Origin of the sequence: Mycobacterium asiaticum (assembly GCF_001673635.1) — a bacterium.
GTDB lineage: Bacteria > Actinomycetota > Actinomycetes > Mycobacteriales > Mycobacteriaceae > Mycobacterium > Mycobacterium asiaticum_C.
Map to the genome: position 1 here is coordinate 388,135 of NZ_LZMH01000069.1, position 24,071 is coordinate 412,205.

The window sequence follows — 24,071 nt, forward strand, 5'->3', positions numbered from 1 at the left end:
GGTAACCGGCAGCCAGAGCAGCCTAACAGCGCCGGCGCGGGAGCAGGTGCGGGCGAGCCCGGCCCGGCTCGTCGAACGTGGGGCCTACGCACGCACTGACGGGCTGTTCTCCCCTAAAGCTCGAGCTCGGCGCCGGTGGGGGCGGCACTGTCCATGCCGAACGCTTCTTAGCAATAAGTTAGGCGTGACTGTCGGTCCCCTTAAGTTCGGCGGGCACCTTATAGGCAGGGCTCGGCCGGTGTGCGAGGGGAATGGGGCAGCTCGATGACCATGGCGATGACGACACGTACGGGGCCGGGTGCCGGCACCCTGGACTGCACTGGCGCCCAGGTGAGGGCGCATTACCGCCCCCTGGCCACCGTGGTGACCATCCGCGGCGAGATCGACGCCGTCAACGTCGATCAGATCGGTGAGCACGTGCGTCGCTTCGTCCTCGGCGACAACCCGGTGGTGCTCGACCTCACCGGGGTGACGCACTTTTCGTCGGCCGGGATCGGTTTGCTGTGTGTGCTGGACGAGGAGTGCCGCGCCGCGGGCGTCGAATGGATGCTCGTGGGCAACCCGGCCATCAGCGCCTTGCTGGGGGAGCCGGACGAAGCCGAGTTCCCGCTCACCACCTCGCTGCACGAAGCCCTGCGCAACCTGGCCGACGCCATCGCCTGGCGCCGCCAGTTGGTGCTGCCACTCGTCAAGAAGTCGGCTTAGCGCTCCTGGACCGGCGCAGCCTGGCCAGGGCCACCACCACGAAGATCCCCGCAACCGTCGCCAGCAACAGCGTCAACACCAGCTGCTGCGGATCGTAAATCACCGACGTGGTGGGCGGCTGACCGTCGGCCACCGGCGCCACCTCGATCAACGACCGGGTCGCCGTCCAGCTGAGCGCTGCCGCCACCGCCACGACAAGCGCAACAACCAGCTCCAGTCCGGCCCGAAAACCGGTGTTCACAGGAACGACCTGTGGTCGTCGTCGCCGGCCTCGTCGGCGACCTCCGGCTCGTAGGGGCCCATCCGCTCCTCGACCAACGGGGTCAGCGCGTCGCGCAGGTGGCGATGACGACGGGCCCAGGCCTGCGCGGTACGCCCCCCGGTGAGCTTCAGACCGATGCCGTACCTCCCGCGCGGCACTCCCACCAGCTCACCCAGCGCCCGCGCCGACTGCCACTTGGCCAACGGCTTGCCGGACTTCACCGAATTCTCGGCCTCGGGAAACACTTTCACGATCTCGGAGACCAGGATCGTCTCGGTGCCCTGTCGCAACGCATCCTCGGTCAACTCCACCGAGGTATGGATACGCGCCGCCTTGACCTGCAGCGCCACGAACGCCGAGACCAGGACCAGAAAGATTGTCGGCACCAGTAACGAGATTGCGACATGGTTGGTCCACTGGATGTAGATCAGCGACCCCGCCGACGCCGGGCCCGCCAGCACCCAGTACCAGCTGGCACCCGCCTCCCGGAACAACGGCTTGCTTTCGGATTCCCCCGCTGCCGTCATGTCAGCCTCCCTCGCCCAGCCAACTCGCCGCGGCGACAGCCCAGTAGGTGAGCACGATGTCAGCTCCCGCCCGCCGGATGCTGGTCAACGACTCCAGCGCCGCCGCGCGTTCGTCGATCCAATTGTTGGCCGCCGCCGCACAAATCATCGCGTACTCCCCCGACACCTGATACGCCGCCACCGGCACCGGCGAGATGGCGGCCGCGGCGGCCACCACGTCCAGGTAACCCATCGCGGGTTTGACCATCACGATGTCGGCGCCCTCGTCGAGGTCCAGGGCGACCTCGCGCAGCGCCTCGCGGGCGTTGCCGGGTTCTTGTTGGTAGGTGCGCCGGTCACCGGACAGGCTGGAGGACACCGCTTCCCGGAACGGGCCGTAGAACGCCGAGGCGAACTTGGCGGCGTAGGCCAGGATCGCCACATCGGTGTGTCCCGCCGCATCCAACCCGTCGCGGATCGCGGCCACCTGACCATCCATCATGCCGCTCGGGCCCACCACGTGTGCTCCCGATTCCGCTTGCGCCACAGCGAGTTTCACGTACCGAGTCAACGTCGCGTCATTGTCGACGCGGCCGCGCTCATCCAGCACGCCGCAGTGGCCGTGGTCGGTGAACTCGTCCAGGCAGGTGTCGGCCATCAATACCGTTGCGTCACCGAGGTCCTTGTTCAGATCCCGCAGCGCGACGTTGAGAATGCCGTCGGGATCGGTACCGACCGAGCCGATCGCGTCCTTGTCCTGCGCGCGCGGCACCCCGAACAGCATCAGACCGCCCACTCCGGCGGCGACCGCCTCGGCGGCGGCGCTGCGCAGCGAGTCGCGGGTGTGCTGCACCACACCGGGCATGGAGGCGATGGGCCGCGGTTCGTCGATGCCGTCGGCCTCAGCGCTGATGAACATCGGCAGCACCAAATGCCTTGGCTCCAAGGACGTTTGCGCAACCAGCCGACGCAACGCGGGCGTTGCCCGCAGCCGCCGCGGTCGCTGTCGCATGGCTACACCCTCACCCGTGCGTTGACTCTGAGTTGCGGGCGGAAGTTACCCGTACTTTCGCGCCCTGGGCGCAGAGTCAGCGCACGACACGTCATCGCCTACGGCTCTTCTTGCGCGGCGGCGGCAGCGCACCCTCGGCGCGCAGCCGCGCGGCGTGTTCGGCCAGCGCGTCGACCAGCGGGCCGACGGCCGCGGTCTCCGGCTGGACATCGACCCGCAGGCCGAATTCGGCGGCGGTCTCGGCCGTCTTCGGGCCGATGCAGGCGATGATGGTGCGCGCGTGCGGCTTTCCGGCGATGCCGACCAGGTTGCGCACCGTCGAGCTGGAAGTGAAGCACACCGCGTCGAACCCACCGGTCTTGATCATCTCGCGGGTAGTCGCCGGCGGCGGGGCAGCCCGGACCGTCCGGTAGGCCGTCACGTCCTCGATCTCCCAGCCGCGCTCGCGCAGACCCTCAGCAAGGGTCTCGGTGGCGATGTCGGCACGCGGCAGCAGCACCCGATTGACTGGGTCGAAAATGCTGTCGTAGGGCGGGAATTCGTCCAGCAGCCCCATCGAGGACTGCTCACCGGAGGGCACCAGTTCGGGGCTGATCCCGAACGCGCGCACCCGGTCCGCCGTCGACTCACCGACGCAGGCGATCTTCACGCCGGAGAACGCACGGGCGTCCAGACCGAACTCGCCGAACTTCTCCCACACCGCACGCACCGCGTTGGTGGAGGTGAACACCACCCACTGGAAGCGGCCGTCCACCAGGCCCTTGACGGCACGCTCCATCTGGGCGGGACTGCGCGGAGGCTCCACGGCGATGGTCGGCACCTCGATGGGAAGCGCGCCATAGGACGTCAGCCGCTCGCTCATCTCACCGGCCTGGTCCTTGGTGCGCGGCACCAGGACGGTCCAGCCGTACAGGGCCCGGCTCTCCCACCAGTTCAGCTTCGCGCGGCTGGTCACCGTCTTGCCGATGGTCACCACCAGCGGCCCGGTCAGCGGACCGGCCGGGTCGGCGCCGCCGCCCAGGACGGCCGGGTCGGTCAGGCCCTGCAGCGTGGTCTCCACCGACCGCTGCTGGCAGGTGGTGCCTTGCGCGGTCACCACGCACGGCGTGTTATCGGCCAGCTCGTGGTCGATCAGCGTGCGGGCGGCCTCGGCCAGGTGCGACGCGGTGGCCTGCAGGATCAGCGGCCCGGGCGCGGCGGCCAGGGCGTCCCAATCCACATGCGGGTCACGCACATCAGCCACGGTGTGCGACGAACCCAGCGGCAAGCCGGCGTAGGTGGGCACCGCGCTGGTGGGCGCCAGGCCGGGGACGATCTCGATGTGCAGGTGCGAGCGGGCCACGGCGTTCACCTCGGTGATGACCGCGTCGACCGACAGCGGGTCACCGGCCACCAGCCGCACCACGTCCACGCCCAGCCGGGCTTCGTGCGTCAGCGTCTTGGCGACCTCGGCGGGATCGCCCAGAGCCGGACGGATGTCCGGACCGCTGGCCACCACCGCCGGCGCGGTTTCGCCGCTTCCTGCGGCGCCGGGCGTCGAGTCCGGGCTTCCGGGCGCCGGCTCGGCGAGCGCCGGGCCGGACACCGGCGGTAGGTCCTTGCCGATCAGCGCCAGCACCGGCTCCGGCACGTCCGGGTCGGTGAACACCAAGGCGGCGTTCGCCAGCACGGTGGCGGCGCGGGTGGTCAGCAGACCAGGGTCGCCCGGACCCGAGCCCACGAAAGTGATGCGGCCCGGTGTCGGCTTGCGCCCTCGCGTCATCGTTGTCGCTCCAAGTCTGTAGTCAATTTCATCGCGCGGGGTCTTCCCGCGCTCCCCTCATCAATTCACGGGCGCCCAGCTCGAACAGCTCGCCGGCAACCGAGAGCCCCAGCTCCCGTGCCTGATCGGCGGCGCCGATGCCGGACGCTCGGATCACGTCGGACCCGTCGAGTGCCGCCACACAACCGCGCAGCGACAGCTCCTCGAAGACCCGCCCCTCCTCATCGATCGACTCGACCACTTCCGCGATCGCGCCCACCGGTGCGGAACAACCCGCCTCCAATTCGGCGAGCAGGGTTCGCTCCGCGGTGACCGCCGCTCGAGTGTCGGCGTCGTCCAACTCCGCCAACACCGCGGCCAACCGACTGTCGTCGGCTCGGCACTCGACGGCGAGAGCGCCCTGGGCAGGCGCTGGCAACATTTGCACCGGCTCCAGCGTCTCGGTGACGTCGCCGAGCCGGCCCAGTCGGGCCAGACCGGCCCGGGCCACCACGATGGCGTCAAGATCACCACTACTTACCCTGTTCAACCTGGTATCTAGGTTGCCTCGTAGGGGGCGGATTTCCAAACCGAGACCCAATGCTCTAAGCTGTGCGGCCCGCCGCGGCGAAGATGTGCCCACCAGCGAACCCGGCGGCAACTCTCCCAGCACCAGCCCGTCGCGGGCCACCACCGCGTCGCGGGCGTCCTCGCGTGGCGGTATGGCCGCGATGACGAACCGCGGATCCGCGGCGGTGGGCAAATCCTTGTGCGAGTGGACGGCGGCGTCGACACGGCCGTCCTCGATCGCCTCCCGCAGCGCGGTGGTGAACACGCCTACGCCCAACGTCTCGATGGGCGCGGCCGACCGGTCACCCGCTGTGCTGATGGTCACCAACTCGGCGGGATGGCCGTTGGCGATCAATGCGTCTCTGACGGTCGCGGCCTGGGTGGTGGCCAGCAGGCTGCCCCGAGTGCCAATCCGGATCACGTGCGCCAATCAGCTACTCGGCGGATCTCTGCGGACCGCCCGGGGCACCGTCGAATTCGGTTGCGATTACCGGTAATTCGCCGGCTGCGACGGCGGCGACGGAGTCGATGGCGGTCTGGTCCAGTTCGAAGAGCTCACGCAGCGCCTCGGCGTAGCTGTCGCCGCCGGGAGCGCTGGCGAGTTGCTTGATCCGCACCGTGGGCGCGTGCAGCAGCTTGTCGACCACCCGCCGGACGGTGCGCGCCACTTCCTCGCGCTCAGCGGTGTCCAGGCCGGGCAGCCGGTTGTCCAGCCGGAGCAACTCCGCCTCCACCACGTCCGCGGCCCGCTGACGCAGCGCGGTGACCGTCGGAGTGACCTCGGCCATCCGCTGGCCGGCCAGGTAGGCGGCGAGTTCGGCAGCGACGATGTGACGGGCGGCGTCGACGTCGGCGGCCGCGGCGTGCGCCGACGGCTCGTGTTGCACCCGGTCGACATCGACGATCAGGACGCCGGGCAGCCCGGCGATCGCCGGGTCGACGTCCCGCGGCATGCCGAGATCGCAGATGACCAGCGGCTTGGCGGCTTCGTCCCGGCGCGCGTTGACCAGCGCGTGGTGGACGTCAGCGAGGGTTACCACGTGGCTCACGGCGCCGGTGCAGCTCACCATCACATCGGCGTCGGCCAGCGCGGCGGGCAGTCGGTCCAAGGTCCGCGCCTCGGCCGGCGTGCCCGCGGCGGCGATCTTGTCCGCGAGCCGTTGCGCCCGGGCCAGCGAGCGGTTCAGCACGTGCACGCGGCCGATCCCGGCGCGAGTCAGGTGCGCCGCCGACAGGCCGCCCATCGCGCCCGCGCCGACTACCACGGCGGTCTTGCCTTCGAGGGTGCCCAGCTTGCGTCCGGCGATGTCCAGGGCCACCGACACCACCGAGGCGCCGGCCGCGTCGATCGCGGTCTCGGAGTGCACCCTCTTGCCCACCGACAGTGCGCGTTGGGCCAGCTCGTGCAGGACCCGGCCGACCGCGTTGTTGCCCTCGGCGGAGGCGTAGGCCCGGCGAACCTGGCCGAGCACCTGCTGCTCGCCCACCACGGCCGAATCCAGGCCGCTGGCCACCGCGAACAGGTGCTCGACGGCGGCCTCGCTGTAGCGGACGTAGGCGTGCTTGGTCAGGTCGCTCATCGACAAGCCGGAGTATTCAGCCAGTACCTGGCCGATCACCGACAGCCCGGCGTGGAATGCCTCCACGACGGCATAGACCTCGACGCGGTTGCACGTCGAGAGCACCATGGCCTCGGTCACCAGGGATGACTGCAGCACCCGGTCGACGATCTTGACTTGATCGGACTCGTCGATGCTCAGTTGTTCCAGGACGGAGACCGGCGCGCTGCGGTGCGAAACCCCGAAGAGCAAGATGCTCACGGCAGCATCACCTAACCCGCTCCCTTGCAGCTTTGGAAAGTGAACTGCTGTCTACGGTAGACGGTTGTCAGATGACCTACCAAATGGCGTGTTTGGCCAACTCCCGGCCGGTCACTGTCAGCGGGCCGCGAGGTCGGCCCGCAATCGCGGTTCGTCGATCTCCCAGTAGCTGTGCTCGCGCCCGTCCAGCAGGACCACCGGCAGCCGGTCGCCGTATTCGGCCCGCAGCGCGGAATTTCCGGTCGCCGCGGCTTCATCGACATCGGTGGTGGCCAGCGCGAAATCCAGCTCCCCGGCCAGTTCGACCAGGCGGTCGTACACCCGCTGGCAGATCAGGCAGCCGGCGCGGGTCAACAGTTCGACCTGTGCCCGGTGTTCGGGTCGAGTCATGGCCCCCAGTCTGGCATTCCGGTGTGCACCGCAATGCCGGATAGGGTTGATGTCGGCCCGGGACCGGGAACCGGGCCACTCGGCGACTTGGGAGGTTCGGCTGATGGCTTCCATGGCTTCCTCTGAACCGGTGGGCCCCACCGGTCGGGCCGATTTGGAGGCGCTGGCCGCCAATGCCAGCGCCGAGCGCGCGCTGGACGGCTTGTATGACGTCCCACCGGACGAGCGCCCACAGCCGCCCGTCGACCTGACCGCCGCCGCGTTCTTCGATGTCGACAACACCCTGGTGCAGGGCTCCTCGGCGGTGCATTTCGGCCGTGGACTAGCCGCGCGCAACTACTTCACCTACCGGGACGTGCTGGGGTTCGTCTACGCGCAGGCCAAGTTCCAGATCCTGGGCACCGAGAACAGCGCCGACGTCGCCGCCGGGCGCCGCAAAGCGCTGGCTTTCATCGAGGGACGCTCCGTCGACGAGCTGGTGCGGCTGGGTGAGGAGATCTACGACGAGATCATCGCCGACAAGATCTGGACGGGCACCCGCGAACTCACCCAGATGCACCTCGACGCCGGCCAGCAGGTGTGGCTGATCACGGCTACGCCTTACGAGCTGGCGGCGACAATCGCTCGGCGGCTGGGTCTGACCGGTGCCTTGGGCTCGGTGGCCGAATCGGTCGACGGCGTCTTCACCGGCCGGCTGGTGGGTGAGATCCTGCACGGCACCGGCAAGGCGCACGCGGTGCGATCCCTAGCGATCCGGGAGGGCCTGAACCTCAAGCGTTGTACGGCGTATTCCGACAGCTACAACGACGTCCCGATGCTGTCGCTGGTCGGCACCGCGGTGGCGATCAATCCCGACGCGCGGTTACGCAGTCTGGCCCGCGAGCGGGGCTGGGAGATCCGCGATTTCCGAACGGCTCGCAAGGCCGCCCGGATCGGGGTGCCGTCGGCGCTGGCCCTGGGCGCGGCCGGCGGCGCGCTGGCGGCGCTGGCGTCCCGACGGCAATCACGCTGATAAGCTGCGCCGCTGAGCATCTATTCGAGCGGAAAGCGGCGCCATGACAGTTCCCCAGGGAGCCGAAGGAATCATCGGTAAGCACTACCGGCAGGAGGATTACTTCCTGGTCGGTCGCGAAAAGATTCGCGAATTCGCCGCGTCGATCCAAAACGATCACCCGATCCACCACGACGAAGAGGTCGCCGCGGAAGCGGGTTATCCGTCGCTGGTGGCGCCGTTGACGTTTTTGGCCATCGCGGGGCGGCGGGTGCAGCTGGAGATCTTCACCAAATTCAGCATCCCGATCAACATCGCGCGGGTCATGCACCGGGACCAGAAATTCCTGTTCCACCGGCCGATCCTGGTCGGCGACAAGCTACACTTCGACACGTATTTGGATTCGGTGATCCAATCCCACGGGACGGTCTTAGCCGAAATCCGAAGTGAAGTGACCGACGCCGAAGGCAAGCCCGTCATCACCAGTGTGGTCACGATGCTGGGGGAAGCCGCGCGTCACGAATCCGACGCTGAGGCAACGGTCGCGGCAATTGCATCCATCTAAACAGAGCAGGTAGCGTCGATTTAATGACATCAGAAGGCACCCAACTTCAGCCTCCGGTGGAGGACGTGCAGTCGCACTACGACCGGTCAAATGAGTTCTTCAAGCTGTGGCTCGACCCGTCGATGACCTACAGCTGCGCTTACTTCGATGAGAACCCCAACATCGATGAGCCGCAGACCAAGACCCTCGAAGAGGCGCAGTTCGCCAAGCGCAAGCTGGCGCTGGACAAGCTGAACCTCGAGCCCGGCATGACACTGTTGGACATCGGCTCCGGCTGGGGCTCGACGATGCGCCACGCCGTCGAGCACTACGACGTCAACGTCATCGGCCTGACGCTCAGCGAGAACCAGCTGGCGCACTGCGAGCAGAAGTTCGCCGAGATGGACAGCCCCCGCCGCAAAGAGGTGCGGCTGCAGGGCTGGGAGCTGTTCGACGAGCCGATCGACCGCATCGTCTCGCTCGGCGCGTTCGAGCACTTCGCCGACGGGGCCGGTGACGCCGGCTATGAGCGCTACGCCACCTTCTTCAAGAAGTACTACAGCTTGCTGCCCGACGACGGCCGCTTCCTGCTGCACTCCATCGTGGTGCCCACCGCTGAAGAGGGTAGGGCGATGGGCCTCAAGACGACGATGACGCTGCTGCGTTTCATCAGCTTCATCCTGCGGGAGATCTATCCCGGCGGGAAGTTGCCCCAGGTTGAGCAGGTAGACCGGTACGCCACCGAGGCGGGCTTCAAGATCGAGCGCCACCACTTCATCGGTAAGAACTACGTGCCCACCTTGAACGCCTGGGCCGACGCCTTGGAGGCGCAGAAGGAAAAGGCCATCGAGCTCAAGGGCGAGCAGGAGTACGAGACCTTCATGAAGTACCTGCGCGGCTGCTCGGACCTGTTCCGCGACGGCTACACCAACGTCTGTCAGTTCACCCTGGTCAAGTAACTCGCGCTTGCTGCGCGAGCAGACGCTAAAGCCCCCGATTTCCTGCGGAAACGGGGGCTTTAGCGTCTGCTCGCGGGGGTGACAGGTCTCGCGGTCCTAGCCGAAGAAGATGTTGCGGCGGCCGGCCAGCAGGCGGTACAACGTCTGCTGAATGGTCTCGCGCACCTGGTCGGTCAGCTCGAAGGTGACCATCGGGTCCTCTGCGTCACTGGGCGAATAGTCGGCCGTCGGGATCGGCTCACCGAACGCGATGCGCCACTTCGACGGCAGCGGCACCAACCCGGCGGGGCCGGCCAGCGGGAACAGCGGGGTCACCGGGAAGTACGGCAGCCCGAACAGTCGCGCCAGCAGCTTCACGTCGGCCAGCATCGGATAAATCTCTTCGGAACCGATGATCGAACACGGCACGATCGGCGCCTTGGTGCGCAGCGCCGCCGAAACGAACCCGCCGCGGCCAAACCGCTGCAGCCGGTAGCGATCTTCGAACTTCTTGCCCAGACCCTTGTAGCCCTCCGGGAAGACCGCGGTGAGCTCCCCTGAGGCAAGCAAGCGGTGCGCATCGGCCGTGCAGGCCATGGTGTGACCGGCCTTGCGGGCCGTCGAACCCACCACCGGCAGGTCGAACACCATGTCGGCGGCCAGCAGCCGCAAGTCACGCTGGGCCGGGTGCTCGTCGTGCACCGCCACCGACAGCATCAGGCCGTCGAACGGCAGCACCCCGGCGTGGTTGGCCACCACCAAGGCGGCCCCGTCGGAAGGAATGTTCTCGACGCCGCTGACCTCGACCCGAAACCAGGAATTGAAGAAAAACCTCAGCAAAGGCCGAACGACCGCGTCGTTGAAATGCGGATCGAAGCCGAATTCGTCGACGGAGTAATCGCCCGTCAACCGCTGCCGCAGAAATCCGGCCACCGCGGCGACGCGCTGAGCGAGGTCGTTGAGCGGCGCCTCAGCCGTCGACGACGCGCCCGCCGCTCGGCGGTGTTCATCGATTTCGCGGACGACGGCGGCGATCTCTTCGGCCGACGCGCGACCGGTCGGATCGGAGAGCATCGAAGGGTGCTGACGAGATGCGTCCGCGCGCTGACCGGCACGGCGCCGGGCCGCTACACGTCCCCGATTTGTGTGCAGGGGAATGACATTCGCTCTGGACTCACCTGCCACGTTTCTATCCAAATCTATCTCAGCCCGACCACGGAATTGGATTTCGGCTACCCCAGCGCTGCGCCACCGCTATGGCACGACCCTCCCAGGAGCGTACCCGATCTGGATCGATAATGGGAGTCAGCCCGCGACCGCGAACGTAATCGTCAAAAGCCTCTGCAGTAGACCACTTTGGTTGATAACCAAGTTCGGAAACCATTCTGGTGGTGTCCATCACGCGGCCATAACTCAAGTATGCAAATTGCTCTCGATTGATCTCATTGTAACGATTAGCCCGTCTCAGCGAATCCAGTGCCCATACTCCAAAACTGGGCACCGGCAACGGAATTCGGCCGGCGCGACGAATTGCCTGAGATAGCATGATGATTCCGTTTGCGCCAACGTTAAATGTTCCTGCCTTGCCGGCCATCGCGGCGCGCTCCAGCGCACCCAGCGCGTCTTGTTCGTGCAGCAGTTGCAGGCGGGCGTCGCGGCCGAACATCGTTGGCACCAATGGCCCCGCCAGATACCGGGACAGCGAGGTGTCCATCGCCGGGCCGATCATGTTCGCCAGTCGCAGGATCGTCACCGCGATATCGGGCCGGCGCCGGCCCAGACCGCGCACATAACCCTCGATGTCGAGGCTGTCTTTGGCAAACCCTTCCCGGAACGGCCGGCGGCTGCTGCTGTCCTCGGTGAACATCACTGGATCGTGCGCACTCGACCCGTAGACCTCCGACGTCGACTTCAGCACTACGCGGCGCACCGAGGGCGCCTTCTGACAGGCGGCGAACAACTGCATCGCACCCATCACGTTGAGTTCCTTGAGCGCCGCGGTACCGCCGGATCGCGGTGCGTAGGACGCCGCCGCAGCGTGCACCACGGTGTCGACCTCGCCGTTGCGAATCACCTTGGCGATAAAGGGATTCCGGATGTCAGCGCGCACGAATTCGGCCCGGCCCATGCGGCGCAGCATGTCCTTGCTGGGCGCGATGGCGTCCACCGCGATGACGCGGTTGATCAGTGAGTTCTGTACCAGGCGGGCGACCAGGTAACCGCCGAGGAACCGGCAGGCACCGGTAACCAGCACTACCTTCGGGTAGTGCACGGTGTCGCCGCCGCTGGGCCCTCCGTTCGACGAATCCACTTTCACAGCCTAGCTACGAGCAGAAACAGCGGCGTTACGGACGAGTGACGGAGGGCGCCGGCAGAACTTACTTGCCAAGTTTTCTGCGCTGCACCCGGGTGCGACGTAGCAGCTTGCGGTGCTTCTTCTTAGACATACGCTTGCGCCGCTTCTTGATTACTGAACCCATGAACTCCGCATTCTTCACCCGTGTCCGGCTTATGACTTAACCCGGACACTTTACCCAACCGCGGGCCGACAACACCAAACGACCGCCGAGCAGACGCAAAAGCACCCGACACCGTGCCGTTTCAGGGGCTTTTGCGTCTGCTCGCGCAGGAACGCAACGGGTCGTGCTCCCGGATCGGGGCTAGCCCGCGTCGAAGTACGAGGTCTCCAGCATGTCGTGAACCGCCTTGGCGTGCACGCGGAAGGACCGCCCCACCCGGACCGCGGGCAGCTCGCCGTTGTGCACCAATCGGTACACGGTCATCTTGGACACCCGCATCAGCGCCGCGACTTCGGCGACGGTGAGGAACTGCGTCCGGCCCTGCCCGGCCTCGGCCGAACCGCCGGCGGGCGCCGCCTTACCTGCAGAATCCCGTGCTGATGGCCCGTTCGTAGACGTCATCGCTACCCAATCGTGTCAGGCCCGCGCAATGCCAGCGGCTTCCCCTCCGCTGGCACCCACACGTGCATACAAAGAGGAGAATAGCGGGACTAGTGGGGTTACTGGTACTGGTGAGAGACAATCAGTTCAAAATTCTTGAATTATTCCGATGTAATTCTTAGCTGCTCAGAGCGCTTTTTGGCGGCCTGGACGGCCGCGTCGACGGCGATCCGGAATCCCCCCCGCTCCAGTTCCCGCAGCGCAGCCACGGTAGTGCCGCCCGGCGAGCACACCGAGGCCCGCAACTGGGCGGGCGAGGTGTCCACCTGCAGCCCGCTCGGGCCGCCGTCGGCCGCCCGCTGGTCGGAGTCCATCCGCTCCAGCAGCATCGCCGCCGCACCGGCCATCGTTTGGGCGGCCAGGTCGGTGGCCACCTGACGGGTCAACCCCACCGCGACTCCGGCGTCCACCAGCGCTTCCACCAGCAGGAAGAAATACGCCGGGCCGGAGCCCGAGACCGCGGTCACCGCGTCCAGCTGCTTCTCTTCGACGGTGAGGACGCCGCCGACCGCGTCGAAAAGCGCGGACACCTCCGCCAGTTGTTCGTCGGTGACGAACCGGCCCCTGGCCAGCGCCGTGACCCCGGCACCGACGAGCGCCGCCGCGTTGGGCATCGCCCGCACCACCGGCGTCCCGGCCGGCAGCTTGGATTCGAACGAGGCGATGGTGACACCGGCCGCGACGGTGACGAACACCTGCTCGCCGCTGTCGTGCTCGGCCGCGGTGGCGACCCCGGCAAGCTCGTCGATGACCGCCTCGACGTCGGCCGGTTTTACAGCGACCACGACGAACGTCGCGGTCTCGGCCGCATCCTTGGCCGAGTTCACCACCAGCACCCCGTAGTTGCTGGACAGATATTTCGCCCGGTCCGGCATCCGTTCGGCGACCACCAGGTCCTTGACCTGCCGCCCAGCCCGCAGTAGCCCGGACAACAGTGCCTCGCCGATGCTGCCGCCGCCGATGATCGCGATTCTTGCCATGCCCGAAGCATGGCAGACCCGGCGGTTGGATTACCCGGCAGGCACCATGGCCAGTTGGCGAGCCTGCACGACCAGCCGCCCGAGTTCGTCGACCACGATGTGATCCTCGTCGAACCAGTCGTGCCCGATCTCGACACAGGTGGCGATGATCCGCAGCCAGCCGTCGACGGGGAGCGAACGCAGCAGCGCGGTCAGCTGGACCGTCGGCGCCCAGCCGGTGCGGTCCACCGCGAAGGTCACCGGCGCCGACAGATCCCCGCACATCAGCGCGAACAGCGCGTCGGGAGCCAGGTCGCGTGGGCGTGCCCACATCTGGATCACCGGCGGCCGCCCATCCGCAGGAGACTCCATCGTTGAGAGCACGGGGCGGATGTCACAACCGGCGCCCAGATGCACCAGACCCGACAGTGGGTGGCCAGGCCCGATCGGGGCCAGGTCGTGGGGCGGCCGCGGCGCCATCAGGTCCACCACGGGGTTGGCCGACAACAGCGGCGCGGTCTCGCCGGGCAGGTGATGTTCCGGCTCACCCAGCGTCACGACGGCGTGCACGGCGGTGCGCTGCCCCTGCATCAGCTCCACGTCGACCACACTGATCCGGCGGCCCCGTTTGCGCAGCGTGGTCACCAGCCGCATCGCTCCCGGGTCGGGCGCGGACAGGAAGTTCGCCGACACCGCGACCGGTTGCAGGGCGTCACCGCCGTGCGCGGTGCGGGCGGCGTTGGCGCACAGCGCCACCATCACTCCGCCGTGCACCTTGGGACCGATGGTCCAGTGCTCGTTCAACACGCCTTCGAAGACGTGGCACGCGTCGTCGGCGTCGACCGGCCGCAGCGCCATCGCGCTGCTGAAATTGGCTTCAGTCATCAGCGCAGCAGGTGGGTCCGGGCGAACTGGAGGGACTCGGTCAGCATCGCCTCACGTTCGGCGGCCGAGCGCGCCGACGAAGTGGACACTTCCAGCACGACGTGGCCGGTGAAGTCGCCCGCGGCCAGCATCTGGCACACCTCGGCGGTCGGTTGGGTACCGCGGCCGGGCACCAGATGTTCATCGGCCGGCGAACCGCTGCCGTCGCACAGATGCAGGTGCACCAGCCCCGAACCCATCCGCCGGGCCATCTCCAAGGAGTCGGTGCCGGCGGTGGAGGTGTGCGACAGATCCAGTGTGTAGTGGGCGTGATCGCCGTCCAGCGGGTCGTAGGACGGAGCGAAGGCCGAGATCGCCGGGCCGGGACCACCGCCGCGCCGGCGCATCCGCTCCCGGGTCTGGTCCGAGCCGAAGAATCGGTCGGCCCGGAACGGGAACATGTTCTCCACGGCCACCATGACGCTGCTGGACGCTTCCAGCGCGATGACCTGTTCCCGGAATCCCTCGGCGTAGCGCCGCTGCCAGCGGAACGGCGGGTGCACGACGACGGTCTGCGCGCCCAGCTGCTCGGCGGCCCGCACGCTGCGGTCCAGCTTGACGATCGGGTTGGCGCCCCAGACGCGCTGCGAGATCAGCAGGCAGGGAGCGTGCACCGACAGCACCGGGACCCGGTAGCGCCGCGACAGCTTGCCGATGGCGGCGATGTCCTGGCTCACCGACTCGCCCCACACCATCAGCTCGACCCCGTCGTAGCCGAGCCGGGCCGCATACTCGAACGCGGCCTCGGCCCGCAAGGGATACACCGAGGCCGTCGACAAGCCGACTTTGATTGCTGGGCGCACTGTCTGTCTGTAGCGCCTAACCCGTTTGCAACAGGGCCATGGGCCCGAGGGTGATCAGCGCACCCACCGCGACCGCGATCAACGTGCTGGCGATGTCCTCGGTCTTGCGGACCACGCGCACCCCTACCACCAATCCCAGGATGACCAGCACCGACAGCACCAACGCCACGATCGAGTTCCAGCGCCAGAGCTGGTCGAAGGCGATGAACAACCCGGCGCCGAAAGCCACCGCGAGGATCGACTGCAGCACCGTCAGTAGGCCGCCGCCGATCGCCGCCATCCGGTCAGACGAGCGCCGCGGCCGAACCGCGCGCTCGGAATCCTGGGGTTCGTCCTTGTCGAACAGGTCGGGCACGCTGCGCCGTCGCGCCACCTCGTCCGCGAGGGACTGGCCACCGAACAGGGTGTGTTCCTCGCCGTCGTCGGATCCGTGGAGATAGGAACGCACATACGCGGAGTCCTCGACCGCTGTTTCGGCTTCGCGGACCTCGCTGTCCATGACGTCCACGGAGGCGTCGGTGTAATGGCCCACCGGGTCGGGACTCATGCCCTCCGCGCCGGACCGCTGGCCCTCCTCGTCAGCGACGTCCGAGCCGACGTCCAGGTGGCGCAGCGGACGTGGGTACTCGCTGCGTTCGGGTCCGGTCTTTCGCTGGCCGATCGGTTCCGACTTGGGCCAGCGGGGCTCGGGTTCGGACCAGTACACCGATTTCGTCTCGGGTTCGACGTCCGCTTCGGGCTCGGCTAGGGCGGCCTCAACCGGCTTGGCCTCAACCGGCTTGGGCTCGACCGGCGGCTCGACCGGCTTGGGCTCGACCGGGGGCGCAACGGTGTCCGGTTCGGCGACCTGGACGCCGCTGTTGGCGGGCGCTGGACGGGGCGGCTCTTGGCGGCGCTCCTCGTGGCGCTCGTCGCGGATAACGGGAATCTCGCCGGTCAGCTCGGCGACGCTGATCGAGTCGTCACCACGGCGGCGACGGCGCCGGCGGGTGACCGCCGGCGCGCCGATGGTGCCGTTCCTGGCCAGCAGCTCGGCCACCGAGATTTGCTTGGTCTCCTCGGATTCAGGTCCGGTCATCATTTGCTGCCTCTCGATCGGGTGGGCGCGGTCCGATCAACTAACACGCCTCCAGCATCGCGCACCGGAGTCTGCATGAGCGCGGTTCCGTCGGCTTCGCTGTCGAGTTTGCGCAGGATGAGACCTTCCCGTAGCGCCCACGGGCAGATCTCCACCGCTTCAATCGACAGCGCTCGCATGCTCGCCTCCGCTACCAGAGCTCCCGCCACGATCTGCGGCGCACGCTCGGCGCTCACTCCTTCCAGTTCGGCCCGATCAGCGGTCGTCATCCTAGAGATGAAAGATATGAGTTGTCTGAGGCCGTTTGCTGTGAGCGTCCGCTTCACCCGCGGCCCAGCGGCCGACGGGGCGGCGCCGGTGAGGCGCGCCAGCGACCGGAACGTCTTCGACGTGGCGACCGCGAGGTCGGGCTCGCCGGCTTCCAGAACCGTTGCGGCGGCCTCGGCCAGCTCGGCGTCCAGCCAGTCGCGCAGCATCGCTACCCGGCGCCGGCCGGGTGGGTCGTCGGGCAACCATTCCCGGGTCAGCCGCCCGGCACCCAACGGCAGCGACATCGCGACCTCGGGCTCCTCATCCACTCCGCTGGACACCTCCAGCGACCCGCCACCGATGTCGAGGTTGACGATGCGTCCCGCGCTCCAGCCGAACCAGCGGCGCACGGCCAGGAATGTCAGGCGGGACTCGTCGACACCGCGCAGCACCTGCAACTCGACACCGGTCTCCTTGCGCACCCGGGCCAGCACGTCGTCGGAATTCTCGGCGTCACGGACCGCGGACGTGGCGAACGCCATCAGCTCGGCGCAGCCGGAGCTGATGGCGATCTTGGCGAATTCGTCGATGGTGGAGATCAGCTTGTCGGCGCCGCGCTTGGTGATTTTGCCAGAGCTGTCGGTTGCCTCGGCCAGGCGCAGGGTGGCCTTGGTGGAGCTCATCGGGGTCGGATGCCCGCCCCGATGCGCGTCAACCACCAACAAATGGACGGTATTGCTACCCACGTCCAGCACGCCCAATCGCACGAACTAAAAGTAGCGTGCGTTGCGATCGTGACCTGCCGGGCGGTGCGCGACTCGCGCTCGGCGGCGAACACGGTAGCCACCGCGATACTGGACTAACGTTGCAACCGTGGAGAACTCGCGGCCCGGGCAGGAGGTCGAACTGGACTTCGCCCGCGAATGGGTGGAGTTCCACGACCCCGACAACCCCGAGCACTTGATCGCGGCCGACATGACCTGGCTGCTGTCGCGCTGGACCTGCGTGTTCGGCACGCCCGCCTGCCAGGGGACGGTGGCGGGCCGTCCGGACGACGGGTGCTGCTCGCACGGTGCATTTTTGTCGGACGACGACGACCGCGCCCGGTTGGACGACGCGGTGCAGAAACTGACCGGCAAGGACTGGCAGTTCCGCGACAAGGGCCTGGGCCGCAAAGGGTATTTAGAGCTCGACGAATACGACGGCGAGCCGCAATATCGCACCCGCAAGCACAAGGACGCGTGCATATTCCTGAACCGGCCGGGCTTCCCCGGCGGTGTCGGGTGCGCGCTGCACAGCAAAGCACTGAAGCTGGGCGTGCCGCCGCTGACCATGAAACCCGATGTCTGCTGGCAGTTGCCGATCCGACGCAGCCAGGACTGGGTGACGCGGCCTGACGGCACCGAGATCCTCAAGACCACCCTCACCGAATACGACCGCCGTGGTTGGGGGTCCGGGGGCGCGGACCTGCACTGGTACTGCACCGGGGATCCGGCGGCGCACGTCGGCGCACAGCCGGTGTGGCAGAGCCTGGCCGACGAGCTCACCGAACTGCTCGGCGAGAAGGCCTACGCGGAGTTGGCCGCAATGTGCAAGCGCCGCAGTCAATTAGGACTTATCGCAGTCCACCCGGCGACGCGGGCTGCCGAGTAATACTCAGTCGGCGCCATTGCCCTTGGTGTACGCAAGAACCATGCGCAGCGCGCTCGCGTTGAGGTAGGTCTCCACCGCGGCCGCGGCGGCCGCGGCATCGTGTGCGCGCACCGAGTCGGTGATCGCCTGCAGGTCCGCCAACACGGCGCCGGCGTCGTCATATGCTCCGGTGAGTCCATGTTCACGGCCGCCGAAGGCGTGTTCCACCCAGCGATACAGCAAACCCAGCGCGCGGTTGCGGGTGCTGTGGATCAGGACATGAAAGAAGGCCAGATCGGCCGTCTGGCGCGCCGCGGCGGTGTCGGTCTCCCGCACCGCGTTCAGCGCAGCAGCCAACGCGTCGCCGTCCTCCGCGGTGCCGCGCTCGGCCGCCAGCCGGCCGATCAACGGGCCCAGCGCCCCCCGAATCTCGAGCAACTCGACCAGGAAATCCGGGCCCAACTTGCGCACCAGCGCCTCGACCACCGCCGGATGGGTGAGGCCTTCGGGGTCGCACACCACGCTGCCGCTGCCGTGCCGGACTTCGATCAGACCCATCTGTTGCAGGCGGGCCAGGCCTTGACGCAACGAGGTGCGATTGACCCCGAGTTGATCTGCGAGTTCGCGCTCCGGCGGCAGCGTCGAGCCCGGCGGGAAGACGCCATCGAGGATCGCATCGGCAATCGACGCGGCGATCTGCTCGTCGACGCGCTGACGGTCGGGCGGGGGTATAGGAGTTGACTGGTTCATTGGCTCAACCAATATAGTAGGCTCGAGATGACGAAGGGAACAGCCGTGGACAGCGAAATGCACTCAGCGGTGGCTCCGCGCTGGCGGGGCAAGCCCGGACGCCTGGAAGTCTGGTACGCCACGTTCACCAACCCGGCCACCCGCGCCGCCCTGTGGGTGCACTGCGAGACGGTCGCCCCCACCGCCGGCGAGCCCTACGCGCTCGGCTGGGCGACCTGGTTCCCGGCCGAGGGACCGCCGCGCACCGAGCGCTTCGGCCCCGAGCCCGTCCAGCCCGCGTCGGGGCCGGACTGGTTCCGCGCGGCGGGCGCGGTGGTGGGCCCGGAGAAGCTGAGCGGGCACGCGCGATCCATCGCCTGGGACCTGTCCTGGAAGGACACCGCGGCGCCGCTGTGGACGTTTCCGCGCCTGGCGTGGGAACGCGAGTTGCTTCCCGGTGCCCAGGTCGTGCTCGCTCCCACCGCTGACTTCACCGGCGCACTGACCATCGACGGCAGCACCGTTGCCGTCGACAACTGGCGCGGCAACGTCGCCCACATCTACGGGCACGGCAACGCCAAGCGCTGGGCCTGGGTGCACGCCGACCTCGGGGACGGCGATGTCCTGGAAGCCGTTGCCGCGGTGTCGCACAAGCCAGGGCTCAACCGCCTGTCACCGCTGGCGTTCATCCGCTTGCGCCTCGACGGAAAGGACTGGCCCACAAGCGGATTGCCGTCACTGCGGATGCGGACAACGCTCGGCGTCCAGCACTGGCAGCTGGAGGGCCGCATCGGCCGCCGCGACGTGCTCATCCGCGTCGACCAGCCCCCGGAGCGGTGTGTGAGCCTGGAGTACACCGACCCCGACGGCGGCAAGTGCGTATGCACCAACACCGAGCAGGCCGACGTCTACGTGGAGCTCGGTGACCGGCGGTGGGCCGTTCAGGGCACCGGTCACGCCGAAGTCGGCCTGCGCGGCGCCGACGCTCCCGCTGTCAATGAGAGGACACCACAATGAGTTTCGCTTTGGATCCACCGTTGCTGTTCGCCTCGGGGGTGCTCATCGAGCGCCATGTCCCGATGCAGCGCCGCGAGCTCGTCGAGGCGACCGTGATGGGCGTGTTCTTCGCCGGATCGTTCGGCCTCTACAACAACGTGCCCGGGCTGGGCTTCCTGTGGCGCCCGTTCCGCGCCGAGAACGGCCGCGACTTCATGTGGAACAGCGGCGTTTTCGGCGTCGACACCGCGAAGGCGGAGTGGCCCCTGCACGCGGCGGCCGGCGGGATCTTCGCCACCTACCCGTTCTTCCTCAAGCTCGGCCGTGGCGTGGGGCGACTGCTGTCCGCGCGCTCATGATCCGCTTGGCGGAACGAGCGACCGCTTCCTTCGGCACCGCGCTGCTTCCCGAGGAGCACGGCGGGCCCTCGCCCGAACAGTTCGTCGCACGCGTCGACCGCTATCTCAACCGGATGCCGGCCACCTCCAGGCTGGCGGTGCGGACGGGGTTGATGTCGCTGGCGGCGGCGAGTTATCTCACCACTGGGCGCTCGATGGCCCGGCTGGATCCCGCCCGGCGCGCCCAGCTGCTGCACCGCATCGCCGGGCTGAGCCCCGACGCCGGGGCCGCCGTCGAGGGCATGAAGGTGATCGGACTGCTGGCCAACGGCGCGGACAGCTATTCGACCGAATTGCTCTCCCGCGCCCAGCGCGACGCCGTGGCCCGCCCGGACGCTGCGCTGGACGTCACCCCGTCAACCGAGAGCGCCTCGGTCGTCACCACCGATGTGGTGATCGTAGGCTCCGGCGCCGGCGGCGCGATGGCGGCCCGCACCCTGGCCCGGGCCGGATTCGATGCCGTCGTCCTGGAAGAAGGCCGGCGCTGGACCGTCGAGGAGATCCGCACCACCCACCCCATGGACCGTTACGCCGGTTTGTACCGCGGCGCCGGCGCCACCGTCGCGCTGGGCCGTCCGACGGTCGTGCTGCCCATGGGCCGAGCCGTCGGCGGCACCACGGTGGTCAATTCCGGGACCTGTTTCCGCCCGCCGCGCGACGTGCAGCAACGGTGGCGCGACCGATTCGGGCTGGCCCTGGCCGACCCGGACCGATTCGGCGCCCACCTCGACGAGGTCGAGCACACGCTGCAGGTCGCGCCGGCCCGCCGCGACGTGATGGGCCGCAACGGCAACCTCCTGCTCGATGCCGCAACTTCGCTGGGCTGGCAGGCCGCACCCATTCCGCGTAACGCGCCGGGGTGTGCGGGCTGCTGTCAGTGCGCTCTCGGCTGCCCGCACAACGCCAAATACGGGGTCCATCTCAACGCGTTGCCGCAGGCGTGTGCCGCCGGCGCGCGCATCATCTCCCAAGCCCGTGTCGAACGGGTGCTGGTTCAGGACGGGCGTGCTCGCGGGGTGCGCGCCCGTCGGCCGGACGGCACCGCGATCGACATCCTGGCCGACACCGTGGTGATCGCTGCGGGCGCCACCGAGACACCAATGCTGCTGCGGCGCAGCGGTCTTGGTAGGCATCCGCGACTGGGCCACAATCTGGCGCTGCACCCGGCGACGATGCTCGCCGGCCGCTTTGACGACGACGTCTACGCCTGGCGCGGCATCCTGCAAAGCGCGGCCGTGCACGAGTTCCACGAGTCCGACGGCGTGCTGATCGAGGCCACTTCCACACCGCCGGGCATGGGTTCGATGGTGTTTCCCGGCTACGGCGCCGAACTGCTGGGCTGGCTGGACCGGGCCCCTCAGGTGGCGACCTTCGGCGCGATGGTGGCCGACGAGGGAGTCGGCTCGGTGTTGTCGCTGCGCGGCGAGACGCTGGTGCGCTACGACATCGCGCAGGGCGATATCGCCAAGCTGCGGGTGGCGCTGGAGACCATCGGGAAGTTGCTGTTCGCCGCGGGTGCCGTGGAGGTGCTCACCGGTCTGCCCGGCGCGATGACGGTGCGGTCGATGCCCGAGCTGCGCGAGGTGCTGGCCCGCAGCAATCCGCGCAGCCTGCATCTGGCGGCCTTCCACCCGACCGGCACCGCGGCCGCCGGTTCCGACGCGCAGGTGTGTCCGGTTGACGCGACGGGACGGTTGCGGGGTGTCGAGGGGGTGTGGGTGGCGGATGCGTCGGTGCTGCCCAGCTGCCCCGAGGTGAATCCGCAGCTGTCCATCATGGCGATGGCGCTGGCGGTGGCCGAAGAGGTGGCGGGCAGCCTGAACTAGCTCTCCAGCTTGTAGCCCAGTCCCCGCACCGTCACCAAGTGCACCGGATTGGCCGGGTCCGCCTCGATCTTGGAGCGCAACCGCTTGACGTGTACGTCGAGGGTCTTGGTGTCGCCGACGTAGTCCGCCCCCCAGACCCGGTCGATCAACTGACCGCGGGTCAGTACTCGTCCGCTGTTGCGCATAAGGTATTCGAGTAGGTCGAACTCCTTGAGCGGCAACGTGATTGTGTCGCCGTTCACCGAGACGACGTGCCGCTCGACATCCATTCGGACCGGTCCGGACTCAAGCACTCCGTCGCTGATCTCCGAGTCGTCGTCACCGCCGCGGCGCAGCACGGCCCGGATCCGGGCGATCAACTCGCGCGCGGAGTAGGGCTTGGTGACGTAGTCGTCGGCGCCCAACTCCAGGCCGACCACCTTGTCGATCTCGCTATCGCGGGCGGTGACCATGATCACCGGCACACCCGAGCGGGCGCGCAGTTGCTTGCAAACGTCGGTGCCGGACATGCCCGGCAGCATCAGATCCAGCAGCACGATGTCGGCGCCGGCGCGGTCGAACTCGGCGAGCGCCGCGGGTCCGTCGGTCACCACCGTGGCCTCGAAACCCTCTTTACGCAGCAGAAATGCCAGCGGGTCCGCCAGCGACTCCTCGTCCTCCACGATCAATACGCTGGTCATTATCGGCTCAGCTCTTCCTCTCGTTGTGGCCTGCCTGGCCTCTTCTCGCGGCTCAGCAGTTGCTCGGCTTGGTCGTTGTCCTCTTGCGGCGGCGTCGACGCCTGCCCGGCGGCCGGAATGGACAGCGTGAACGTCGATCCGGTCCCGGGCTTGCTCCAGACCCCGATGCTGCCGCCGTGGTTGGCCGCGACATGCTTGACGATCGCCAGCCCCAGCCCACTTCCGCCGGTGGCGCGCGAGCGCGCCTTGTCGCCGCGGAAGAAGCGCTCGAAGACGCGCTCCTGGTCCTCCAGGGCGATTCCGATGCCCCGGTCGGTGACGGCGATCTCGACGTTGTCACCGCGCCGGCGACGGCTGATCGAGACCAGTGAGCCGCGCGGCGAATAGGCGATCGCGTTGGACACCAGATTGGCCAAAGCGGTGACCAGCAGGGTTTGGTCCCCCGGCACCTGCAGTCCGCTCGGGTCGTCGGTCCGGACCTCGATCTCGGCGTTCTCGGCGGCCACCTTGTGCCGCGCAATCGCTTCGGACACGACGGTGTCGATATCGACGTCGGTCACGTTGGACAGTCGCTCAGCGCCCTGCAGCCGGGACAGCTCGATCAGCTCGGCGACCATGTCGCCCAAGCGATTGGCCTCGATCAGCACCTTCTCGGCAAACCGGCGCACGGTCTCGGAGTCGTCGGTGGAGGCCAGCAGGGCCTCGGCAAGCAAGGCCATCGCACCGACCGGCGTCTTGAGCTCGTGACTGACATTGGCGACGAAGTCGCGCCGCGTCGCCTCCATCCGGGCGTAATCGGACTGGTCATGGACGAACACCACCGCGAACCGGCGGTCCTCCTCGCTGAGCAACCGGGCATGGCCGTGCACCAACAGCCCTGACCGGCCGGCGGAACGCTTGGCCGGCGCGAGGTCGAACTCGACGTCCTCCCCGCCCAGAGCTTGCTGGGCGGCCCGCCAGGCCTCGTCGTCGAGCTGCCGGTCGCGCACCAGACCGAGCTCCTTCGCCCGGTTGTTGAGGTAGACGACGTCGCGGTGGGTATCCACCACCGCCGCCCCCATGGGCATCAACGCGACGATCTGCTGCAGCATCTGGGCGATGGTGATCCCGGTCCATTCGGTGGCCACTCGCTGGCGCCGTTGCCCCACCCGGCCTGACAGCCGGACACCCGCTGCCACACCCGCGGCCAATGCCAGCGTGGACAGAACCCCGGCCAGCAACAGTGCCGAGAACACAGTCACACCAGAAATCCTACAAATCAGGTGAACGGTGCCCTAGCGGAGCGCGGCCAAAATCGTACAAGTCACATGCTCCGCCACAGGTGTTCGGCTGCAGTTCACGCGGCGTTTAGCAACCGG

27 protein-coding genes are annotated in these 24,071 nt (G+C 68.0%); 8 read left to right on the forward strand and 19 right to left on the reverse strand.

Translation table 11 applies throughout. The features are described from left to right. Positions 1-270 precede the first annotated feature (270 nt). Positions 271-705 carry an STAS domain-containing protein gene (locus tag A5645_RS20600; protein ID WP_231123071.1) on the forward strand — a complete coding sequence of 145 codons (435 nt, stop codon included), beginning with the start codon at positions 271-273 and terminating at the stop codon, positions 703-705. Here the strand turns inward: A5645_RS20600 and A5645_RS20605 are convergent. The 7 genes from A5645_RS20605 to A5645_RS20635 form a co-directional block, all read right to left on the reverse strand. Then, positions 689-946, reverse strand: a complete 258-nt coding sequence (locus tag A5645_RS20605; protein WP_065035183.1) for a hypothetical protein — start codon at positions 944-946, stop codon at positions 689-691. The two genes, A5645_RS20600 and A5645_RS20605, sit on opposite strands and share 17 nt — an antisense overlap. Beyond that, positions 943-1,494: a transport-regulating membrane protein Mce1N gene (gene mce1N / locus A5645_RS20610; protein ID WP_065035184.1), complete on the reverse strand. Its 552-nt coding sequence runs from the start codon at positions 1,492-1,494 to the stop codon at positions 943-945. Before mce1N ends, A5645_RS20605 begins: the two co-directional genes overlap by 4 nt. Position 1,495: 1 nt before the next feature. Next, entirely contained in the window at positions 1,496-2,485 is a 990-nt protein-coding gene (gene hemB / locus A5645_RS20615; protein ID WP_065130830.1) for a porphobilinogen synthase, read from the reverse strand. Between the two features lie 91 nt (positions 2,486-2,576). Then, positions 2,577-4,247: a bifunctional uroporphyrinogen-III C-methyltransferase/uroporphyrinogen-III synthase gene (locus A5645_RS20620; RefSeq protein ID WP_065130831.1), complete on the reverse strand. Its 1,671-nt coding sequence runs from the start codon at positions 4,245-4,247 to the stop codon at positions 2,577-2,579. 28 nt (positions 4,248-4,275) lie between these two features. Beyond that, on the reverse strand, positions 4,276-5,217 hold the full coding sequence (hemC, locus tag A5645_RS20625; RefSeq protein ID WP_036352229.1) for a hydroxymethylbilane synthase: 942 nt from the start codon (positions 5,215-5,217) through the stop codon (positions 4,276-4,278). A gap of 13 nt (positions 5,218-5,230) precedes the next feature. Next, complete coding sequence (locus A5645_RS20630; protein ID WP_065035187.1) at positions 5,231-6,616, reverse strand: glutamyl-tRNA reductase; 1,386 nt, start codon at positions 6,614-6,616, stop codon at positions 5,231-5,233. Positions 6,617-6,733: 117 nt separating this feature from the next. Next, positions 6,734-7,006, reverse strand: coding sequence for a glutaredoxin family protein (locus A5645_RS20635; RefSeq protein WP_065035188.1), 273 nt, complete (start codon positions 7,004-7,006; stop codon positions 6,734-6,736). 112 nt (positions 7,007-7,118) lie between these two features. Here A5645_RS20635 and A5645_RS20640 point away from each other — a divergent pair, with 112 nt between their 5' ends. The 3 genes from A5645_RS20640 to A5645_RS20650 are packed head-to-tail and all read left to right on the forward strand — an operon-like array spanning position 7,119 to position 9,500. Continuing rightward, on the forward strand, positions 7,119-8,018 hold the full coding sequence (locus A5645_RS20640; protein ID WP_065035214.1) for an HAD family hydrolase: 900 nt from the start codon (positions 7,119-7,121) through the stop codon (positions 8,016-8,018). Positions 8,019-8,061: 43 nt separating this feature from the next. Beyond that, the gene (locus A5645_RS20645) at positions 8,062-8,562 is read left to right on the forward strand and encodes an FAS1-like dehydratase domain-containing protein (RefSeq protein ID WP_065035189.1); all 501 of its coding nucleotides are present in this window, start codon (positions 8,062-8,064) and stop codon (positions 8,560-8,562) included. A 23-nt stretch (positions 8,563-8,585) separates the two neighbouring features. Then, positions 8,586-9,500 (forward strand): cyclopropane mycolic acid synthase family methyltransferase, encoded by a 915-nt coding sequence (locus A5645_RS20650; RefSeq protein WP_065130832.1) that lies wholly within the window; start codon positions 8,586-8,588, stop codon positions 9,498-9,500. Positions 9,501-9,596: 96 nt separating this feature from the next. Here the strand turns inward: A5645_RS20650 and A5645_RS20655 are convergent, their stop codons facing one another. The 9 genes from A5645_RS20655 to A5645_RS20690 all read right to left on the reverse strand — a co-directional run bounded on the left by A5645_RS20655 (position 9,597) and on the right by A5645_RS20690 (position 17,219). Beyond that, on the reverse strand, positions 9,597-10,676 hold the full coding sequence (locus A5645_RS20655; RefSeq protein ID WP_172830570.1) for a lysophospholipid acyltransferase family protein: 1,080 nt from the start codon (positions 10,674-10,676) through the stop codon (positions 9,597-9,599). Positions 10,677-10,683: 7 nt separating this feature from the next. Then, complete coding sequence (locus A5645_RS20660; RefSeq protein ID WP_036356247.1) at positions 10,684-11,790, reverse strand: SDR family oxidoreductase; 1,107 nt, start codon at positions 11,788-11,790, stop codon at positions 10,684-10,686. Positions 11,791-11,857: 67 nt separating this feature from the next. Continuing rightward, positions 11,858-11,959, reverse strand: coding sequence for a 30S ribosomal protein bS22 (locus A5645_RS27280; protein ID WP_003402602.1), 102 nt, complete (start codon positions 11,957-11,959; stop codon positions 11,858-11,860). 180 nt (positions 11,960-12,139) lie between these two features. Further along, entirely contained in the window at positions 12,140-12,400 is a 261-nt protein-coding gene (locus A5645_RS20665; RefSeq protein ID WP_036352215.1) for a cell division/environmental response transcriptional regulator, read from the reverse strand. Positions 12,401-12,540: 140 nt separating this feature from the next. After that, the gene (proC, locus tag A5645_RS20670) at positions 12,541-13,419 is read right to left on the reverse strand and encodes a pyrroline-5-carboxylate reductase (protein ID WP_065035192.1); all 879 of its coding nucleotides are present in this window, start codon (positions 13,417-13,419) and stop codon (positions 12,541-12,543) included. A gap of 30 nt (positions 13,420-13,449) precedes the next feature. After that, on the reverse strand, positions 13,450-14,283 hold the full coding sequence (locus A5645_RS20675) for a thioesterase family protein (protein WP_065035193.1): 834 nt from the start codon (positions 14,281-14,283) through the stop codon (positions 13,450-13,452). Continuing rightward, the gene (locus A5645_RS20680; RefSeq protein ID WP_065035194.1) at positions 14,283-15,125 is read right to left on the reverse strand and encodes a sugar phosphate isomerase/epimerase family protein; all 843 of its coding nucleotides are present in this window, start codon (positions 15,123-15,125) and stop codon (positions 14,283-14,285) included. Before A5645_RS20680 ends, A5645_RS20675 begins: the two co-directional genes overlap by 1 nt. A 16-nt stretch (positions 15,126-15,141) precedes the next feature. Further along, complete coding sequence (locus A5645_RS20685) at positions 15,142-16,203, reverse strand: Rv0497 family membrane protein (RefSeq protein WP_065130923.1); 1,062 nt, start codon at positions 16,201-16,203, stop codon at positions 15,142-15,144. Further along, a complete protein-coding gene (locus A5645_RS20690; protein WP_036352202.1) occupies positions 16,203-17,219 on the reverse strand; it encodes a Ppx/GppA family phosphatase in 1,017 nt (338 codons plus the stop codon). Before A5645_RS20690 ends, A5645_RS20685 begins: the two co-directional genes overlap by 1 nt. A gap of 106 nt (positions 17,220-17,325) precedes the next feature. Here A5645_RS20690 and A5645_RS20695 point away from each other — a divergent pair, with 106 nt between their 5' ends. After that, positions 17,326-18,105, forward strand: coding sequence for a DUF3109 family protein (locus tag A5645_RS20695; RefSeq protein WP_065130833.1), 780 nt, complete (start codon positions 17,326-17,328; stop codon positions 18,103-18,105). 3 nt (positions 18,106-18,108) lie between these two features. Here the strand turns inward: A5645_RS20695 and A5645_RS20700 are convergent, their stop codons facing one another. Next, positions 18,109-18,834 (reverse strand): FadR/GntR family transcriptional regulator, encoded by a 726-nt coding sequence (locus A5645_RS20700; RefSeq protein ID WP_065130834.1) that lies wholly within the window; start codon positions 18,832-18,834, stop codon positions 18,109-18,111. Positions 18,835-18,879: 45 nt separating this feature from the next. Here A5645_RS20700 and A5645_RS20705 point away from each other — a divergent pair, with 45 nt between their 5' ends. The 3 genes from A5645_RS20705 to A5645_RS20715 are packed head-to-tail and all read left to right on the forward strand — an operon-like array spanning position 18,880 to position 22,033. Then, positions 18,880-19,830 carry a tocopherol cyclase family protein gene (locus tag A5645_RS20705; RefSeq protein ID WP_065130924.1) on the forward strand — a complete coding sequence of 317 codons (951 nt, stop codon included), beginning with the start codon at positions 18,880-18,882 and terminating at the stop codon, positions 19,828-19,830. Further along, positions 19,827-20,168: a hypothetical protein gene (locus tag A5645_RS20710; protein ID WP_065130835.1), complete on the forward strand. Its 342-nt coding sequence runs from the start codon at positions 19,827-19,829 to the stop codon at positions 20,166-20,168. The genes A5645_RS20705 and A5645_RS20710 overlap by 4 nt, the downstream gene beginning before the upstream one ends. After that, positions 20,165-22,033: a GMC family oxidoreductase gene (locus A5645_RS20715; RefSeq protein ID WP_065130836.1), complete on the forward strand. Its 1,869-nt coding sequence runs from the start codon at positions 20,165-20,167 to the stop codon at positions 22,031-22,033. The genes A5645_RS20710 and A5645_RS20715 overlap by 4 nt, the downstream gene beginning before the upstream one ends. Here the strand turns inward: A5645_RS20715 and regX are convergent. Continuing rightward, entirely contained in the window at positions 22,030-22,713 is a 684-nt protein-coding gene (gene regX / locus A5645_RS20720; RefSeq protein ID WP_065035199.1) for a two-component sensory transduction protein RegX, read from the reverse strand. The two genes, A5645_RS20715 and regX, sit on opposite strands and share 4 nt — an antisense overlap. After that, positions 22,713-23,954: a sensor histidine kinase gene (locus tag A5645_RS20725; protein WP_155768092.1), complete on the reverse strand. Its 1,242-nt coding sequence runs from the start codon at positions 23,952-23,954 to the stop codon at positions 22,713-22,715. The genes regX and A5645_RS20725 overlap by 1 nt, the downstream gene beginning before the upstream one ends. Positions 23,955-24,071: the final 117 nt, after the last annotated feature.

Coding starts and splice junctions, on each gene's coding strand:
- A5645_RS20600 (WP_231123071.1), top strand. CDS start 271: ATGGCGATGACGACACGTACGGGGCCGGGTGCCGGCACCCTGGACTGC.
- mce1N (WP_065035184.1), bottom strand. CDS start 1,494: ATGACGGCAGCGGGGGAATCCGAAAGCAAGCCGTTGTTCCGGGAGGCG.
- hemB (WP_065130830.1), bottom strand. CDS start 2,485: ATGCGACAGCGACCGCGGCGGCTGCGGGCAACGCCCGCGTTGCGTCGG.
- A5645_RS20620 (WP_065130831.1), bottom strand. CDS start 4,247: ATGACGCGAGGGCGCAAGCCGACACCGGGCCGCATCACTTTCGTGGGC.
- A5645_RS20635 (WP_065035188.1), bottom strand. CDS start 7,006: ATGACTCGACCCGAACACCGGGCACAGGTCGAACTGTTGACCCGCGCC.
- A5645_RS20640 (WP_065035214.1), top strand. CDS start 7,119: ATGGCTTCCTCTGAACCGGTGGGCCCCACCGGTCGGGCCGATTTGGAG.
- A5645_RS20645 (WP_065035189.1), top strand. CDS start 8,062: ATGACAGTTCCCCAGGGAGCCGAAGGAATCATCGGTAAGCACTACCGG.
- A5645_RS20650 (WP_065130832.1), top strand. CDS start 8,586: ATGACATCAGAAGGCACCCAACTTCAGCCTCCGGTGGAGGACGTGCAG.
- A5645_RS27280 (WP_003402602.1), bottom strand. CDS start 11,959: ATGGGTTCAGTAATCAAGAAGCGGCGCAAGCGTATGTCTAAGAAGAAG.
- A5645_RS20665 (WP_036352215.1), bottom strand. CDS start 12,400: ATGACGTCTACGAACGGGCCATCAGCACGGGATTCTGCAGGTAAGGCG.
- proC (WP_065035192.1), bottom strand. CDS start 13,419: ATGGCAAGAATCGCGATCATCGGCGGCGGCAGCATCGGCGAGGCACTG.
- A5645_RS20675 (WP_065035193.1), bottom strand. CDS start 14,283: ATGACTGAAGCCAATTTCAGCAGCGCGATGGCGCTGCGGCCGGTCGAC.
- A5645_RS20685 (WP_065130923.1), bottom strand. CDS start 16,203: ATGACCGGACCTGAATCCGAGGAGACCAAGCAAATCTCGGTGGCCGAG.
- A5645_RS20700 (WP_065130834.1), bottom strand. CDS start 18,834: ATGAACCAGTCAACTCCTATACCCCCGCCCGACCGTCAGCGCGTCGAC.
- A5645_RS20710 (WP_065130835.1), top strand. CDS start 19,827: ATGAGTTTCGCTTTGGATCCACCGTTGCTGTTCGCCTCGGGGGTGCTC.
- A5645_RS20715 (WP_065130836.1), top strand. CDS start 20,165: ATGATCCGCTTGGCGGAACGAGCGACCGCTTCCTTCGGCACCGCGCTG.
- regX (WP_065035199.1), bottom strand. CDS start 22,713: ATGACCAGCGTATTGATCGTGGAGGACGAGGAGTCGCTGGCGGACCCG.